General features: G+C 42.2%; 30 protein-coding genes and 1 pseudogene. 16 read left to right on the top strand and 15 right to left on the bottom strand.

Annotated elements, in window-relative coordinates; translation table 11 throughout:
- Positions 1-44: 44 nt before the first annotated feature.
- The 7 genes from HK413_RS08560 to HK413_RS08535 all read right to left on the bottom strand — a co-directional run bounded on the left by HK413_RS08560 (position 45) and on the right by HK413_RS08535 (position 4403).
- Positions 45-443, bottom strand: coding sequence for a (R)-mandelonitrile lyase (locus HK413_RS08560; protein ID WP_175269884.1), 399 nt, complete (start codon positions 441-443; stop codon positions 45-47).
- Positions 444-498: 55 nt separating this feature from the next.
- Positions 499-870 (bottom strand): MFS transporter, encoded by a 372-nt coding sequence (locus HK413_RS19720; RefSeq protein ID WP_317169405.1) that lies wholly within the window; start codon positions 868-870, stop codon positions 499-501.
- A gap of 7 nt (positions 871-877) precedes the next feature.
- The gene (locus HK413_RS19715) at positions 878-1666 is read right to left on the bottom strand and encodes an MFS transporter (RefSeq protein WP_262886845.1); all 789 of its coding nucleotides are present in this window, start codon (positions 1664-1666) and stop codon (positions 878-880) included.
- Between the two features lie 120 nt (positions 1667-1786).
- Positions 1787-2176 (bottom strand): MarR family winged helix-turn-helix transcriptional regulator, encoded by a 390-nt coding sequence (locus tag HK413_RS08550; protein ID WP_175269883.1) that lies wholly within the window; start codon positions 2174-2176, stop codon positions 1787-1789.
- 333 nt (positions 2177-2509) lie between these two features.
- Complete coding sequence (locus tag HK413_RS08545) at positions 2510-3349, bottom strand: hypothetical protein (RefSeq protein ID WP_217452181.1); 840 nt, start codon at positions 3347-3349, stop codon at positions 2510-2512.
- A 20-nt stretch (positions 3350-3369) separates the two neighbouring features.
- Entirely contained in the window at positions 3370-3543 is a 174-nt protein-coding gene (locus HK413_RS08540) for a hypothetical protein (protein ID WP_175269881.1), read from the bottom strand.
- Entirely contained in the window at positions 3543-4403 is an 861-nt protein-coding gene (locus HK413_RS08535) for a hypothetical protein (protein ID WP_175269880.1), read from the bottom strand. Before HK413_RS08535 ends, HK413_RS08540 begins: the two co-directional genes overlap by 1 nt.
- Positions 4404-4668: 265 nt before the next feature.
- On the opposite strand from HK413_RS08535, the gene HK413_RS08530 reads away from it, so the two are divergent.
- From HK413_RS08530 to HK413_RS22615, 11 genes and pseudogenes are all read left to right on the top strand, one after another.
- Positions 4669-5262, top strand: coding sequence for a hypothetical protein (locus HK413_RS08530; RefSeq protein WP_175269879.1), 594 nt, complete (start codon positions 4669-4671; stop codon positions 5260-5262).
- A gap of 17 nt (positions 5263-5279) precedes the next feature.
- Positions 5280-6050, top strand: coding sequence for a DUF4175 family protein (locus tag HK413_RS08525; RefSeq protein WP_175269878.1), 771 nt, complete (start codon positions 5280-5282; stop codon positions 6048-6050).
- A gap of 5 nt (positions 6051-6055) precedes the next feature.
- Positions 6056-6577: a hypothetical protein gene (locus HK413_RS08520; RefSeq protein WP_175269877.1), complete on the top strand. Its 522-nt coding sequence runs from the start codon at positions 6056-6058 to the stop codon at positions 6575-6577.
- A complete protein-coding gene (locus HK413_RS08515) occupies positions 6574-6921 on the top strand; it encodes a hypothetical protein (RefSeq protein WP_175269876.1) in 348 nt (115 codons plus the stop codon). Before HK413_RS08520 ends, HK413_RS08515 begins: the two co-directional genes overlap by 4 nt.
- A 151-nt stretch (positions 6922-7072) precedes the next feature.
- Entirely contained in the window at positions 7073-7240 is a 168-nt protein-coding gene (locus HK413_RS08510; protein ID WP_175269875.1) for a hypothetical protein, read from the top strand.
- The gene (locus HK413_RS08505) at positions 7195-8094 is read left to right on the top strand and encodes a hypothetical protein (protein ID WP_175269874.1); all 900 of its coding nucleotides are present in this window, start codon (positions 7195-7197) and stop codon (positions 8092-8094) included. The genes HK413_RS08510 and HK413_RS08505 overlap by 46 nt, the downstream gene beginning before the upstream one ends.
- Positions 8084-8314, top strand: coding sequence for an ATP-binding protein (locus tag HK413_RS17470; RefSeq protein ID WP_246230080.1), 231 nt, complete (start codon positions 8084-8086; stop codon positions 8312-8314). The genes HK413_RS08505 and HK413_RS17470 overlap by 11 nt, the downstream gene beginning before the upstream one ends.
- Entirely contained in the window at positions 8308-8517 is a 210-nt protein-coding gene (locus HK413_RS17465) for an ATP-binding protein (protein WP_317169408.1), read from the top strand. Before HK413_RS17470 ends, HK413_RS17465 begins: the two co-directional genes overlap by 7 nt.
- Positions 8517-8948, top strand: coding sequence for an rRNA maturation RNase YbeY (ybeY, locus tag HK413_RS08495; RefSeq protein WP_175269873.1), 432 nt, complete (start codon positions 8517-8519; stop codon positions 8946-8948). The genes HK413_RS17465 and ybeY overlap by 1 nt, the downstream gene beginning before the upstream one ends.
- 48 nt (positions 8949-8996) lie before the next feature.
- A pseudogene (locus HK413_RS22620) lies at positions 8997-9310 on the top strand (glutathione peroxidase); the annotation flags it as partial.
- Positions 9311-9313: 3 nt separating this feature from the next.
- The gene (locus tag HK413_RS22615; protein ID WP_449406792.1) at positions 9314-9511 is read left to right on the top strand and encodes a hypothetical protein; all 198 of its coding nucleotides are present in this window, start codon (positions 9314-9316) and stop codon (positions 9509-9511) included.
- 76 nt (positions 9512-9587) lie between these two features.
- Here the strand turns inward: HK413_RS22615 and HK413_RS19710 are convergent, their stop codons facing one another.
- From HK413_RS19710 to HK413_RS08465, 8 genes are all read right to left on the bottom strand, one after another.
- Positions 9588-9719 (bottom strand): hypothetical protein, encoded by a 132-nt coding sequence (locus tag HK413_RS19710; RefSeq protein WP_262886843.1) that lies wholly within the window; start codon positions 9717-9719, stop codon positions 9588-9590.
- Positions 9720-9802: 83 nt separating this feature from the next.
- Positions 9803-10153: a TetR/AcrR family transcriptional regulator gene (locus HK413_RS08485; RefSeq protein WP_175269872.1), complete on the bottom strand. Its 351-nt coding sequence runs from the start codon at positions 10151-10153 to the stop codon at positions 9803-9805.
- 55 nt (positions 10154-10208) lie between these two features.
- Positions 10209-10946, bottom strand: a complete 738-nt coding sequence (locus HK413_RS08480) for an MlaD family protein (protein WP_175269871.1) — start codon at positions 10944-10946, stop codon at positions 10209-10211.
- Positions 10947-10997: 51 nt separating this feature from the next.
- Complete coding sequence (locus HK413_RS21015) at positions 10998-11363, bottom strand: ABC transporter ATP-binding protein (RefSeq protein WP_317169404.1); 366 nt, start codon at positions 11361-11363, stop codon at positions 10998-11000.
- 41 nt (positions 11364-11404) lie between these two features.
- Entirely contained in the window at positions 11405-11785 is a 381-nt protein-coding gene (locus tag HK413_RS21010; protein ID WP_317169403.1) for an ATP-binding cassette domain-containing protein, read from the bottom strand.
- Between the two features lie 3 nt (positions 11786-11788).
- On the bottom strand, positions 11789-12037 hold the full coding sequence (locus HK413_RS19705) for an ABC transporter permease (protein ID WP_317169407.1): 249 nt from the start codon (positions 12035-12037) through the stop codon (positions 11789-11791).
- A gap of 14 nt (positions 12038-12051) precedes the next feature.
- Positions 12052-12564: an MlaE family ABC transporter permease gene (locus HK413_RS19700; RefSeq protein WP_262886842.1), complete on the bottom strand. Its 513-nt coding sequence runs from the start codon at positions 12562-12564 to the stop codon at positions 12052-12054.
- Positions 12565-12645: 81 nt separating this feature from the next.
- The gene (locus HK413_RS08465) at positions 12646-13203 is read right to left on the bottom strand and encodes a pirin family protein (RefSeq protein ID WP_246230078.1); all 558 of its coding nucleotides are present in this window, start codon (positions 13201-13203) and stop codon (positions 12646-12648) included.
- Positions 13204-13442: 239 nt separating this feature from the next.
- Here HK413_RS08465 and HK413_RS08460 point away from each other — a divergent pair, with 239 nt between their 5' ends.
- The 5 genes from HK413_RS08460 to HK413_RS08440 all read left to right on the top strand — a co-directional run bounded on the left by HK413_RS08460 (position 13443) and on the right by HK413_RS08440 (position 15935).
- Positions 13443-14000: an NAD(P)H-binding protein gene (locus tag HK413_RS08460; RefSeq protein ID WP_175269870.1), complete on the top strand. Its 558-nt coding sequence runs from the start codon at positions 13443-13445 to the stop codon at positions 13998-14000.
- A gap of 94 nt (positions 14001-14094) precedes the next feature.
- Positions 14095-14490 (top strand): ATP-binding cassette domain-containing protein, encoded by a 396-nt coding sequence (locus HK413_RS08455; protein WP_175269869.1) that lies wholly within the window; start codon positions 14095-14097, stop codon positions 14488-14490.
- Positions 14474-14683 carry an ATP-binding cassette domain-containing protein gene (locus HK413_RS08450; RefSeq protein WP_175269868.1) on the top strand — a complete coding sequence of 70 codons (210 nt, stop codon included), beginning with the start codon at positions 14474-14476 and terminating at the stop codon, positions 14681-14683. Before HK413_RS08455 ends, HK413_RS08450 begins: the two co-directional genes overlap by 17 nt.
- Positions 14680-15405, top strand: coding sequence for an ATP-binding cassette domain-containing protein (locus HK413_RS08445; protein WP_175269867.1), 726 nt, complete (start codon positions 14680-14682; stop codon positions 15403-15405). The genes HK413_RS08450 and HK413_RS08445 overlap by 4 nt, the downstream gene beginning before the upstream one ends.
- Positions 15406-15434: 29 nt before the next feature.
- Positions 15435-15935, top strand: coding sequence for an ATP-binding cassette domain-containing protein (locus HK413_RS08440; protein ID WP_175269866.1), 501 nt, complete (start codon positions 15435-15437; stop codon positions 15933-15935).
- The last annotated feature ends 145 nt before the right edge of the window (positions 15936-16080 follow it).

Below are 16080 nucleotides of genomic sequence, written 5' to 3'. Positions count from 1 at the left end.
GGTGTAACACCTGTACCTGAAACAGATGCACAATGTGTTATTAATTATGCGCCGTGATATTGTTCGTCGGTAACCTGCTCCATCCAATCAACCGGCGAGCCGTTCAGTTTTTCCTGTATAGCAATATGGCTCATGGCCGTGGTTGCTGTGGCACCATGCCAATGCTTTTCACCCGGCTCAAAATAAACTACGTCGCCCTGCCTGATCTCTTGTATCGCATCGCCCTCGCGTTGTACCCAGCCGAAGCCAGCCGTAACAATCAATGTTTGCCCAAGCGGATGTGTGTGCCGTGCGGTACGTGCGCCTGGTTCAAAGGTTACCAATGCCATTACAGCACGTGCCGGTTCGGGCGGACTGTTTAACGGGTCTATCCTTACCTGCCCTGTAAAATATTCCGCGGGGCCTTTTCCTGATGGCTGTGTTCCGTTTCGTTTAATTTCCATAAGTATTTGTTTGTATAGTCAACGTTTAATTATTGGTTGATGTTTGCTATCGCGATTAAGCTGCAGGAACAACTGGCTGTACCAATACCTGTTTCTTTTTTAGTTTCAATTTCTCACGATGCAAATAGCGCCAGTGCAACAAACCGATTAATAAAGCCGCTACGCCTTCGCCAAGCATGGTATTTGTAGTCCCCACCCATTTGGATATCGAACCAACTAACAATCCCCCCGGGGGCTGCATCCCGAAGAATGCCATGGCATAAAAGCTGATCACCCGGCCGCGCATGTTTTGATCGACAGTTGTCTGGATTAGTGTATTGCTTACCGTTATCTGTGACATCATACCGAAACCTGCGATAGTTACAAACAGCAACGCCAGCCAATAATTATCCTCATGCGAGAAAAGAACCAATCCCGCACCAAACACCAGTGTATTAATAAACAGGATCTTCTTTAAGTTGGTCCCCGTTTTTTGCGAGGCCAGAATATCGCGCCCGAGAATGCCCCAGGCCAATAAAACTATCTATTACTCCAAATGTAGTCGCCGTGCCTTTAAATACATCACGGGCATAGTAAGGTATCAGTGTACTAAACGGCAGCACCATCAAACTTATTAATGCCAGCATGATAAGTACAAACCTGATTGACGGTGTACGTTTGATATAAGAGAACCCTTCGCGCAACTCGCCGAAAGCATTTTTAGGGTGGGGCTGCGCCACGTATTCAGGCAGGCGCATCATTAACAACGAACCAATAACCGCTATAAAGCTGATGGCATTGCCTACAAAACAAGCGCCATCACCGAACTTTTCTAATACCAGGCCCGCAATGGCAGGGCCGATCAATCTTGATAAATTAACCATTGACGAGTTTAGCGCCAGGGCATTGGGCAGGTCGCTTTTGGTTTTGATCATATTATAAACCAATGATTGCCGGGCAGGGACATCAAAGGCATTGATAATGCCCAGCGCCACGCTAAGCGCCAGTATCATCCACACTTCGTAATGGTTTAATAGTATCAGCACGGCTAACAGCACAGCTTGTATCAATGACGCTATCTGGGTCGCCAGCAAAACTTTATATCGATCGTACCGGTCGGACACCACACCCCCGATCAGCGAGAATAAAAATGAGGGAAACTGGCTGGCAAATAATGTTAGCCCCAACATAAAGGTTGAATGTGTAAGCGTATAGATAACCCAGCTTACCGCGGTTTTTTGCATCCGGTACCAATAAGTGATATGGATTGCCCTGTAAAATAGAGCCGGTAGTTGCGGCTCCTGAATGCCCTGAAAGTTGTAATGTTCATGTCTCTTCTAATCCTTCTTCACAAATGTTGCCGGTCACTCAAACTCAACTATTTTGGTGAGCGGTATTATTGCTTGTTTTAATAAATCTTGTTCTTGTTGGGTGCAGGTGGCCTCAATTGCGTGGGCCAGCCAATGATCGCGTTCGCTGCGTACCTGTTGCAAAGTCGTTTCGCCCTCGGGTGTCAGCGATATCAATACTTTGCGTTTATCCGTTGTCGAAGCTGTTCGGGTAATATAGCCCAGCTCAAGCAGGTGGCTCAATATGGTCGACATGGATTGATTGGTGATCTGCTCCATTGCCGCCAGCTCGCTTGGCAGTAACTCTTTATGCTGCAGCAATAAGAAAAGCACCGATCGCTCGGTTAATGATAATTGCCGACCGGTAGCCGATTCTTTCCGCAGCTTCTTGATTAACCGGCCCACTACCGTGCGCAGGTCTGAAACGAATTCTGGTTATTATTATTCATATCATAAGCCAAACTAATAAGTTTGCCTTACAAATATAGGTTGGGTTTACGGCTTATTTATCATGCCGGAGTAATTTTGACGGGCGTTTGTTTCACGAGTGTGTGAAACAGATGAAACAAGTGAAACAGGATTTTGACTTAACTAACTTGATATTAATAAATTACGAAAAGCGCGTGAAACAAAATGAAACAAGATTAAATCTTAGTTATTTGATAATTAACTTGTTATAAAAAATATTGATTGTTTAAACACATAAGTGCGCTGCAACACGGCCTTTGAACTGACACGTTACTCTTTAACCATTTTCTTCAACTCCCAATGCTCACCAAAAAATCCGGCATTTTCAATCTTACCCGGATGCACAAAATCGGGCGGTGTATTCAGGTCAACCACCGCCCAGTCGGGCAGCATGGGTATTTGTTTAGAGTTATTTAAGTAGGCATCCTCTCTAAAAGTAAACCCGCTGTTTAGCACGATATAATGTCTTTGGTTTAACGGGTTAGGGTAAATCATGATCAGCCCATGATCTTTAGCCGAATAGGTGGCGCTGCCCGCCTGGATATTATTTGCGGTCCATTTTATAGGTAGTTTAGCGTTAAGCTTCGCGATGAGTTTATTGCTTTGTGCATCGCCGAAGGCAATAAGGTTGACTGCCATATCTGCCGCGGTTAGCTCATAATCCATTTTAACAACCGGGTCGCCGCGAAATTGCATGCGCCATTGTTCAACAAAACGGTTCATTTCGGCTTTGCTCCATTTGTCAAACAGGGCGTTTTTGCTGGTGCCCGATGGTTTAACTACTATAAAAGCAGAGGTAAAAGCATCGTCAACAGGTCCTTGCAGATCATGCCTCTTTAAAAGCTGCGGGTAGGTTATTATCCCGGCAGTCCACCTTGCACCATCCTTGTGCGATGTTAAAGTATCGTTCTCTGCCAATACCCCCGTTTTTAATACCGTTCCATCAATTATGATCGTCAGTTTATCGCCTACGGCAAAATGTTTGGGTAGCTGATTCATCACTACACTAACCGAAGTTACGTTTTGAGTTTTTAGGGTGATCGTATTTCCAGTGATGCTGCCGTCAACCCGGGCTTTTTCCCATTCTTTTTCCATTGCATCAATTTGCACCCAATACATGCTATTATATTTTAGCGTATAGGTTGTAAAATGAATTTCTGAAGGTGGCGGGTTTTTTCTTTTGCACGGGCAATAGCCAGCAAACTATCCACCGTTTTAGCAGCGGCCTTAGTATAACCGTGGCCCATATTAGTCCCCCAAATACGGTTTAGTTTCAGGCCCTCGTTTTTCATGGCGATTTCCATTACATCAGCGGCTTGTTGTTGCGGGTCCTTATCGCCGTTATAGGCAAATAATGGCAGGTTGGAAAGATTGCTGGCATAATCCGTACAATCATACAGATGCCAGAGCTTACGCTCGTACCGGTAGGTTTCAGCTTTTCATGGCCGAATTTATCCATAAAGTCAACCGTTTCGGCAAAACCGGCGCCGGGGTTGGCCGCCAGCCACATATCAGGGTAATGCACCGCAAATTGCCAGGCTGCCGCGCCACCCATCGAAAAGCCACGGTCGAACAACCCTTTATCGTTTATTTTATATTTCGTTTTTGCATCGGCCAACGCTTCCAGCACATCAACCTCGCCGGCAAACTTAAAAGCGTTGCAATAGCGGCCATAGGGGTACAGCATAATGGTGTTCTTCATTGCCGGCATTGATGCGACAAAACCTTTACCGCCCGCTATAAAACTTACTTCGCCCAAGGTTTCGCCGCGGCCATGGAACCATAACGAAAGATCAAACGGCGGCCCGTCTGCCGAATAGTTATCCGGCACAGTAACCCCATACGGTTGCACCGATCCATCTATCTTTGATACATATCCCCTTACAACTTCGCCTTTTTGCGTAGTCCACGGCGCCTGCCTATCTGCAAGGCTTTTGGCGCGCGCCAATCCTTCCAGCAAGAGTTTCTTACCAGATGCTACATCCTTTTGCGAAAAAAACTCCCGGTATTTTATGGCATAGTCGACCGTCTTGTAATAAATCTGCACATCAGGCATCAGGTTAGTTATAAATGGATCGTGTTTCTGTTTCAGCTCATCAATCGCTTTGCCTAAAGCTAACAGGTTTGCGCCCAACTCGTCGCGGTCATTGTCATCTACCTGCACCCCCTCGGGGGGATACGCTTTATAGTTGGTGCAGCGCCTTGTTGTGCAAAAACAGTCGGGCACCAAATTGTAAACGCAAACAAAAAAGTAAGAAAACGATTCATATTGTTGTTCCTGTTTTAAAAGTAAACAACTTACTTTAATATGTTATTAATTCGCTTTTATTTTTCGTTATCTTAGTTTCCCGCAATTAAATTTTTATTGCTTATAATTTCCGGCAATTTTTATAGTTTAAAAGATTAATAGCGGTATTTTAGTAACAGATATGCAATCAACCGAAAACTATACTGTTCTGATCGATAAGATCAATACTTTCACCCGGAAGTATTACCTGAACAATTTGTTACGGGGGTTGATATTTTTGGGCGCGGGTTTATTTTCAGCCTACGTGGTTATTACGCTTAGCGAGTACTTTGGCAACTTCAATTCCTTCTTTCGCGGAGTGCTGTTTTACGGGTTTATCCTGTTAAATCTTGTTCTGATGGGCTGGCTGGTAATACCTTCGCTACTGGCTTATTTAAAACTGGGAAAAACGTTAACCCATGATGAAGCCGCCGAGATCATCGGCAAGCATTTTAATGATGTTAATGATAAACTGTTAAATACCCTACAGCTTAAAAAGCTTTCGGCCGAAGATGCGCGCCACCGGGACCTGATAGAGGCCAGTATTGATCAAAAAATTGAAAACTTAAGGCCGGTACGTTTTCCATCGGCTATAAACATAAAAGATAACAGCCGGTATTTAAAATGGATACTGGCGCCGGTTGCTATAATTATTATTATCGGCTTAGCCGCCCCATCTATTTTAACCGAGAGCACTAAAAGATCATCCGCCATAACGAGTACTTCGCGCCCGTAGCGCCATTTAAGTTCGTTGTGTTAAATGATAACCTGTCGGCAGTACAGGGCGAGGATTTTAAACTCGACTTAAAACTAACCGGCAACCAGTTGCCGGCGGATGTATATGTAGAAACTGCTAACAATACCTTTAAACTGGATAAAGATGCGGTTACCAAATTTCATTACCTGTTTACCAACCTGCAACAAAATACCACATTCAGGCTGGTGGGTAACGGCTTTACATCGCAGCCATACGAGATCAAGGTAAACCTGCGTCCGTCATTATTACATTTTGACGTCGAACTTAAATACCCGGCCTATCTTCATAAAACAAATGAGACATTAGCCAATGCGGGCGATTTAACTATCCCGGCAGGCACAGTAGTTAAATGGTTGTTCCATACACAAAACGCCACCAACCTGGAGTTTGCCATGAACAACCAGCTGCACAAACTTACGGCAACTACCGATAACTTATTTGAGCATACCGAACGGATAAACCAACCGTCTGTATACAAATTAAACCCGCAAAATGCAGTTGTTTCGCAAAGCGATTCGGCATCATACCGGATCAATACTATTGCCGATGAGCCGCCGACTATAGGTGTTGAGGAAAAACCTGATTCGGTGAGCATGCAGGCTTTTTATTTTAACGGCAAGATCCGGGACGATCATGGCTTTTCTTCTTTAACATTCCACTATCGCATTGGCGCACCAGGCAATAAAAATGCAGAACGCGATATCGTAAAATCGGTTAAGGCTGATCTTCATCAATCGCTGTCTGACTTTTTTATTTCTGGAACCTGAAAGAGTTGGGCATAAAACCCGGCGACCAGGTGACCTACTTTTTCGAGGTGGCTGATAACGACGAGGTAAACGGACCTAAAAAAGCCCGTACAGCCGAGCGTACGTTGCATATGCCTGATGAAAATCAGCTGCGCGAGGAGTTGAACGCGGGAACAACCGGTGTTAAACAAAAAATGCAATCGGCCATAAAAATGGCCGACCAGATAGAGCGCGATTCGAAAAAGATGGATCAAATGCTGTTGAATAAAAACAGTATATCATTCGACGAAAAGAAACAGGTGGAGGACCTGTTGAATAAACGCAGAGAGCTTGATGACCTGGTAAAGCAAATACAGGCTGACAATAAAAAGAACCTGTATAACCGCCAGCAAATGGAGCAAAACAAGGAATTGCTGGAAGAACAGAAGCAAATAGAGAACCTTTTAAACAATGTGCTCGACCCTAAAACCAAGGAGTTGCTTGAAAAACTACAGCAGCTAATGCAGCAGGGCCAAAAAATAATACGCGCGAGGAGTTGTCAAAAATGAACACAGACAATAAATCGCTTAAAAAAGAACTTGACCGGATGCTGCAGCTGTATAAAAAGCTGGAGTTTGATCAAAAACTAAATCAGAACATCAGTCAGCTTAAAAAACTTGCCGACAAACAGGAGCAACTTGCCGAACAAGGCAAAGCCAACGATGAGCAAAAAGCGGACAATAAACAGCCGACGGGCGATAATAAAAACGACAAACAGGATAAAGCTGGTGACGATAAAAAATCTGCCGAACAAAAAGCAGCAGACGATAAAGAAAAAACAGATAGGTTAGAACAACAGCAAAAAAACCTTAACAAAGAATTTGAGGATATAAAAAGAACCTGGACGAGTTAGACAAATCTGAAAATAAGCAAGATTTTAATAACCCGGAGAAAGAAGAGAGCGAAATTAAAGACGAAATGCAGGAAAGCGCTAAACAGTTAGCAAAAAACAATAAGTCAAAAGCATCGCAATCGCAAAAAGTGCTGCCCAAAAAATGAAGCAAATGGCCCAGAAAATGGAGCAGGAGCAGGAAGAGCAGGACGAAAAGCAGGTAGAAATTGATGCCAAACAATTACGGGAATTATTAAAGAGTTTGGTAAACAGTTCATTTACCCGAGAAAAACAATGGAGGCCCTTAGAAGCATGGCGCCGTCTGATCCGAATTATGTAACGCAGGCGCAAACGCAAAAAAACATAAAGGATAATTTAAAAACCGCCGAGGATAGCTTATTTTCGCTGAGTAAACGCATCCCTCAAATACAATCAACCGTAAACCGGGAAATAACTGCAATTAACACACAAATAGATAACGCGCTTGAAAATTTAGGCGAACGCAGGACTGCAGAAGCCAACCGAAATCAGCAGTATGCCATGACCTCGATGAACAACTTGGCACTAATGTTGAGTGACGCGCTGTCGCAATTGCAGGATAAGATGAGCCAGAAAAGCGGCAAGGGTAAAAAGGGCAAGCAAATGTCGGTTAAACAATTAAGGCAAATGCAGGAAAAGCTGAGCCAGAATATGCAAAAAGCGCGCGAGCAAATGCAAAAAGACGGCAACAGCCCTAAAGGTCAAAGCCAACAACAACGGGGGCAAATAAGCGAGCAGCTGGCAAAAATGGCCCGCGAGCAGCAAATGATCCGCCAGCAATTACAGCAGCTGGATAACGATGAAAGTAAAAATGGGGGTGCCGGTGTAAAAGATGCTGATAAAATATCGCAGCAAATGGAACAAATAGAAAAGGATATCGTAAACAGGAAGATAACTGACGAGGCGCTAAACAGGCAGAAAGAAATTCATACCCGTTTATTAGAGGCCGAAAAAGCAGAACAGGAACGCGAACAGGATAAACAAAGAGAGAGCCATGTTGGCAAGGATATGCCACCGGGCTACGTAAAAGCACTACAAGACTACCAAAAAATAAAAGGAAAACAAACAGAACAAATTAGAACCGTCCCTCCGGCTCTTAATTTGTATTACAAGCAAAAAATTAAATCATATTTTGATCAACTTAATGCAAAATAATATGGAACAGGCACCTATTCAAACCACTGATCTCTATACTTTACAACTACCGTCAAATCGGGAGAGTATAACGTTATTGGAAAATTTGATAGAAGAAATTGCCGACAAATACCAGGTAGATGATGACATTTTTGCCAATATGATGACTTGCCTTAACGAGGTTGTTACCAACGCCATAGTACATGGCAACCGGCTCGACCCCAATAAAAGGTTATTGTAAACGTTGAGGTTGATGCTAAACGTGCAACCTGGACTATTACCGACGAGGGCGAAGGATTTGATTATAACAACCTGCCAGACCCAACAGCCGAAGAGAACCTGGAGAACCTTACCGGCCGTGGCGTATTTATTGTTAAGCACCTTGCAGACCAATGCGTATTTAATACCAAGGGCAACGAGGTTGAACTGCTATTTAAGCTATAATGCCTGCTATCCATTTTTTTGAAGAGGACGTAACCTATAAGTTAAAAGACAAGTTAAAAGTAAAGCAATGGATAAAAGATACCATTGCGGCCGAAGGTTATAAACTTCAGGAGCTTACTTATATTTTTTGCTCGGATGCGTATTTACTGAAAATAAACCAGCAGTACCTTGACCACGATACCTACACCGATATTATTACGTTTGATAACTCAGAATACGAAGGCGAGATCGTCGGTGATATCTTTATCTCTATCCCCCGGATCAAAGAGAATGCGATAAAGTTTAAAGTATCTGAAACCGATGAATTGCACCGGGTAATCATTCACGGAGCACTACACTTACTTGGCTACAAAGATAAAACCCCGGCTGATAACAAAAATATGACACAAAAAGAGGATCAGTATTTGGCTAAACGTCAATTTATTACCTAATTTTACTTTATTAACTCACATTACAGCTCGTAACCAAATTTTAACAACATGAAAATATTAGCAATCGTTTTCGCGCTTCTGTTTGTAAGCGCACCGGTTTCGTCGGTTTATGATTTTAAACTGAAAACCATTGATGGCGCAGATTTCTCTTTGGCCAAATACAAAGGCAAAAAAATACTGATCGTTAACACTGCATCAAAATGCGGTTATACGCCTCAGTACACCGCTCTTCAAAAATTATCAGAGCTTTATAAAGATAAGCTGGTAATTGTTGGTTTCCCGGCAAATAACTTTGGTGGCCAGAGCCCGGTACCGAGGCCGACATAAAAGCCTTTTGCCATGACAACTACTCGGTGACCTTTCCAATGAGCAGTAAAGTAAGTGTTAAGGGTAGTGATATCGCTCCGTTATTTAAATACTTAACCGAGGCAGAGAACCCTGACTTTACAGGCGAGATCAAATGGAACTTTGAGAAATTTCTGTTAGACGAAAACGGAAAACTGATCCACCGCTTCCGTTCAAAAACAACGCCATTAGATCCGGCTATCACCTCGAATTTATAAGTTGATAAAGCCTACAAAAGCCATCCGATAATTATCGGATGGCTTTTTGTTTATAGTAGGTCTATAATTTAGCTGACTACATATACTTCATCATGTCCCAAAGCATGTCATAGGCTTCGTTAATTATTCTATCTTTCTCTTCCGGCTCGAAATCACCGGCAATTAAATACTGGTATAAACCATAAACATGTCCGTTAAACATGGCCATGATCAGGCTAACAGGCTGTTGCTTTAATAGTTTTTTCCGGACACCTTCTTCGATAAAACCTGCGTAGCCTACGGTATGCTGTTCTAAAGTTCCGGGGATACCAATGCGAGGTGCGGCGAAAAGTTAAACTGTTGGATATAATAAAACTTATCGCGGTTGGTTAATGCCCAGTTAACAGAATGGATAAATATGTTTCTGAACTTAGTGGTTATAAAATCATCGCGGTTTATAAAAGCCTGTACGTTATTGGCGTGCTCATCTTTAATTTTATTATACAAGGCTACAACAAGGTCATCCTTGGTTTTGTAATGATAAAATAAAGTGCCGTTTGCCACACCTGCTTCGGCTGCTATTTTAGCTGTTGGTGTTCCATGAAACCCATCGGCCACAAACAACCGCAATGCGGTTGCCTGTATTTGTTCTTGCTTGCTCACTTGCTATAGACTGGTTAGTCTATAAATATAAAAATATTTTAACTTTCTTTAATTATTAAAAATTCTTATTGTTTGGCAGCCTTTTTGCTGCCTTTTCCTGCTCCTTCTGCGCCTTTTCTGCTGCTTTCTTAATAGAGTCCTGCTTTGCTTGTGCGGCTTTCTTTTTCTTATTAAAGAATCCTTTTAGCAGGAAGTTATGCTGCGCAGCCTGTAAATCCTCATTTAAGGTATTGGTAGTTGCATGTACACTTTTCATCGTAGTTTTAGCCTGGGCTACAGTTTTTTCCATATCGCGGGCCATTTTATCGTTATTTAACAACCTGCCTATGCTACCTTGCCCGCCATTTACTTTAGCCACAATTTGCGATAAGCCATCAATAAGTTCCCCCGCATTATCTGCCATTTTGGTAACCTTGGCAATGATCTTATCTACATCAACCGGGTTAATCGAAGCTATCTGGTCGCCATCATTTACCATCTCTGTGGTATTAGCGCCGCCCGGTGATAATACTACCAGTTTATCGCCCATTAAGCCATCGCTACCGATGCTCATTTTAGCATCTTTTTTAACAAATTTCTTAACGTCATTGTCTATGTTTAGCGTAACCTTTACTGCTGTATCATTAACAATCGTGATATCGTCAACTACACCAACATTAATACCGGCAAACCTAACATTGTTACCAACCTGCAGGCCGCTTACATTTTTAAACGTACCGCTAAGTTTAATGGTTGAGCTAAACAGGTTTTTTTGATTACCAATAAAAAATATCGCCGCTATTAATACCAGCAAACCAATAAAGGTAAACAGGCCTATTCTTATTTTTTTGTGATGGGGTTGTTTTCATGATATATCTTTAAAAAATGATTGTACAATTTTGTTCTTTGATTTTTGCAGGCTCTCAAATGTGCCTTCTTCTATATATTCGCCGTCATTCATAATCACTACACGGTCGGCGGTTATGCGTGCGCACTCCATATCATGGGTAATGATGATGGATGTTGTTTTATATTTTTTCTGCATGTCCAGGATCAACTCGCTTATCTCGCGCGATGTTATCGGGTCAAGGCCGGTTGTTGGTTCGTCATACAACATAATATCAGGCTTTATAATAAGCGTACGTGCCAGGCCAGCCCTTTTACGCATGCCGCCCGATAGGTCTGACGGCATCTTATCAGCCGCATCGGCCAACCCAACGGCTGTTAACACTTCTTCTACCCGCTGGTCTATCTCTGACTGGTCATTTAGTTTTAAAACCCGCGTGAGTGGGAATTCCGTTTTTCGCGCACCGTCATCGAATCATAAAGCGCCCCGCTTTGAAACAGGAAGCCTATTTTCATGCGTAGTTCTTTTAATTCTTTATCATTTAGCTCGGCCACTTCATTGCCAAAAACTTTAAGCGTGCCGGCGTCGGGCGTTAGCATGCCTACAATACATTGTATGGTAACTGATTTTCCCCGGCCCGACTTACCCAATACAACCACATTCTCTCCCCGCTTAACGGTGAGATTTATATCGACTAAAACATCTTTGCTGCCAAATGATTTTTTGAGGTTCTTAATCTCAATGACCACCTCGTTTTTGTCATGAGTCTTCTCTATTGGCTCTGCCACTGTCTCTTTCTCTTCCATGATCTAATAAAATAGTATACTGGTTATTTGCACAGCAATAGCATCAATAACAAAGATCCACAGCGATGCGGTTACCACAGCTGAGTTTGCGGCCAAACCCACACTCTCTGTCCCCTTACTTGAATGGAAGCCCTTATAGCAGCCCACAAAGCCTATAGCCAAGCCAAAAAAGATGGTCTTGATGAATGCCGGCATAAAATCTGTATAATCTAAAGAAGCAACTACTTTGGTAGCATATAATGAAAGGCTGATATGATCGCGCAGGTTTAGCGCCAGAAACCGCCAAACAGGCCTATAACATCGCCAATTATAGAAAGCAGGGGAACCATTAGGGTTGTAGCCAATATGCGCGTAACAACCAAATATTGCAGCGGGTTAGCGCCGGATACATCCATGGCATCCAACTGTTCGGTAACTTTCATACTGCCCAATTCAGCACCAATACTTGAGGCTATTTTACCGGCGCAGATTATGGCGATAATAACAGGGCCAATTTCACGGATAAAAGAAACAGAGAGCGTTTTGGGCAGCATGCTTGCCGCACCAAACTCTACAAGGGTTGGCCTTAATTGTAAAATTAAAACCACACCCATTATAAAGGAGGTAATACCAACCAACATCATCGACCGGTACCCTATTTCATAACATTGGCGAACAAACTCCGACCACTCAAACCCGCCAACAAATATGTTTTTAATGAACCGGGTAAAAAATGATACTTGCTCGCCAATGTCTTCCAGCCACTTTTTCCAGCCGGGTATAGTAATTTCTTCTGCCATGGTTATGCTATTAACGTACTAACAACAAAGATTTGCCGAATTGTTTTCACATCCGGCAAACTAAACCCGGGGCAGCAGCTTTTATTTAAGCATCGGCACTTCTATGATGAGTATTTTGGTAGTATCCTGGGTATCAATAGTTATCGAACTTGTATCATCAACACCCAATGCGTCCTTTTTGTTTAAAATCTGCCCATCTATTTTAGCGGACCCATCCAAAACAAATATATAAGCGCCGTTCCCGGCAGTTTTTATATCGTAATTAATTGTTTTTCCGGCTTCAAATTCGCCCATAGAGAATGTCGCGTCCTGGTTAATCCATAAGGCGTCAACATTCTTATCCCCGGTTACCAGCGTAGTAAACTCGTTCAATTTAAATTTATCTTTAAAATCCCGCTGATCGTATCTTGGCTCGATGTTCCTGAATTTTGGAAACAACCAGATTTGTAACGTATTAGCAGCTTCTGTTTTTGAGTGATTATATTCTGAGTGCTCAACGCCGGTACCCGCACTCATTACCTGTACTTCCCCGGCATGGATCACTCCAATATTACCCATGCTGTCTTTATGTTCAAGCGCGCCCTGTAAAGGGATAGTAATAATTTCCATGTTATCATGCGGATGGGTGCCAAAACCCATTCCCCGGCTATGATATCGTCATTTAGCACCCTTAAGGCTCCAAAATGAACTTTATCCGGATGATAATAACCCGCAAAACTAAATGAGAAATTGGCTTTTAACCATCCGTGATCGCTTGTTCCCCGCTCGTTGGCAGGATAAAATGTACTTTTCATATCGCTTAATTTATATGTTTAAACACACAATATTTATTCCACAAATTAATTATATGTATTTTTGTTCTAATTAGGGGTTCCGGAATGACAAAGAAAGCAATAATTGTAGGCGCAAGCGGACTAATTGGCAGTAAATTATTAGCCATACTTTCCACCCAACCGGAATATGATGAAATTTTGGTTATTGCCCGTAAGAAAACCCGGACAACAAATACTAAAATTACACAGTTGATTATTGATTTTGAATATCTTGATCACTATACTAATTTAATAACCGGCGACGTTGTATTTTGCTGCATGGGTACTACAAAAAGCCAGACCCCAAATTTAGCGGCATATAGAAAAATAGATCACGACTACCCGGTACGATTGGCTGAGATTGCATTAAAAAATGGCATTAAGGAGTATCATTTCATATCGGCTATAGGTGCAAATTCTGAATCATCCAACTTTTATACTAAATTGAAAGGTGATACAGAAGATGATCTTAAAAAAATAGGATTAAAGAGCCTGCATATTTATGAGCCGTCCATATTAATTGGATATCGAAAAAAATCAAGGCCGCTTGAGCGAATAGCAGCTTTCGTTATGAAAATAATAAGCCCCCTTTTATTTGGAGGCCTAAAAAGTATAAGGCAATAGCAGCAACCGATGTTGCTAAGGCCATGTATAAACAATCATTAAAAAATAAAAGGGGTGTATTTATTTATACATCAGACATAATAAAACAAAAAGCGTGAGTACTTATATATCTGTAGAAAATCTTGGTCACCAGTTTCATGATAATTGGCTATTTAAAAACATAACACTTGGTATAAACCGGGGACGCCGTGTTGCGCTTGTGGGTATAAATGGCGCCGGTAAATCAACTTTATTAAAATTATTGGCCGGCCAGTTTTTACCAACGGAGGGGAAGGTGGTACAGACAAAGGATTTAAGAATGGGTTACCTTGAGCAGGACCCGGGCTTTAAAGACGCGGTTACAATCAGCGATTATATTTTCCATAAGGATAATGTTCAACAGCAGGCTATTCGCAAATATGAAGAACTGTTGGAAAATGACCCGGACAACGCAGCGGCACTTAACGATGTAATGGAAGAGTTAAGTGAGGTTGATGCCTCGGGAATATGAATATAAGATCAAAACTATTTTAGGGAGGTTAGACATTCACCACCTTAACCAAAGCATTACTACATTATCAGGTGGACAAAAGAAACGTTTGGCTTTAGCAAAGCTATTAATCGAAGATCCTGAATTATATATATTGGATGAGCCTACCAACCACCGGACATTGATACGATTGAGTGGCTGGAGAAATTATTGACCGAAGGATCAAAAACCATCCTGATGGTGACACACGACAGATATTTCCCCGATAATGTATGTAATGAAATCCTCGAAATTGACCGCGGTAAAATCATCCCATATGTTGGTAATTACGGTTATTACCTTGAGCGTAAAGCCGAGCGCGAAGCGTCAGACGAAGCTACATTTCAAAAAAACTCAAACCTTTTACGTAAAGAATTAGAGTGGATGCGACGCCAGCCCAAGGCGCGGGGCACTAAATCAAAGGCCCGCCAGGATGCTTTTTATGAGTTGGAAGAGAAAACCAAAAACCGTAGCGTGAAGCAAAACGTAGAGCTAAGTGTTAAAACCGCTCGCCGTGGTAATAAGATCATGGAACTACACGATATAAGTAAAGCTTTTAACGGCAATACTTATACAGATCACTTTAGCTATACTTTTAAAAAGGGCGACAGGATTGGCCTTGCAGGCAAGAACGGCAGCGGTAAATCTACCTTGCTGAACATGATCACCGGAAATTTAAAACCTGATAGCGGCCATATCCAAATCGGTGAAACCACCGTGCTGGGCTATTTCCATCAATCGGGTATTGTGTTTAAGGATGAAGAGCGGGTAATTGACGTGGTTAAGAATGTAGCCGAGTTTATTACGATGGCCGATGGTAAAATGATATCGGCGTCTGCCCTGCTTACGTTATTTCTTTTTCCCCGGCTAAACAATATGGGTTTATATCCAAGCTAAGTGGTGGCGAGAAAAAACGCCTGCAGCTTATGAGCATCCTGATGAAGAACCCCAACTTCCTTATCCCGGATGAGCCAACCAATGATCTGGATATTGATACGCTGAATGTATTGGAAGAGTTTTTAACTAACTATTCGGGTGTGTTAATGATCGTATCTCACGATAGATACTTGCTGGATAAACTAACCGAGCAGCTGTTTATTGTGGAAGAAAAAGGCCATGTACGCATTTATAACGGCAATTATTCATCCTACCGTTTAGAGCAGGAGGATCAGAAACAGCAGGATCGCGCCGATAAAACAGCAGTTACAAGTACAGTGAATTCTCCATCTGCACCAAAAAATAAGCTGAGCTTTAAGCAGCAAAAGGAAATGGATACTTTAGAAAGTGATATTGCTACACTGGAAGATCAAATAAAAGATTTGAATAAAAAGCTAAACTCAGGAATAGATAATACAACTATTGTAGAGACGGCGAAAAAAATAACGGATCTGACTAACGACCGGACGAAAAAACGATGCGCTGGTTAGAATTAACAGAACTAAAAGAAGCCTAATGAAGCTATCAGATATCATCGCATCATTAGGTGTAATTATACTATTGGTAGCGTTTTTGTTAAATTTATACAAGAAGCTGGAAGCGAATAGCCGTGCTTATTGTGCGATGAATTTTGTG

It is taken from the genome of Mucilaginibacter humi (assembly GCF_013087555.1).
This window is presented reverse-complemented; position numbering and strand designations above follow the sequence as displayed.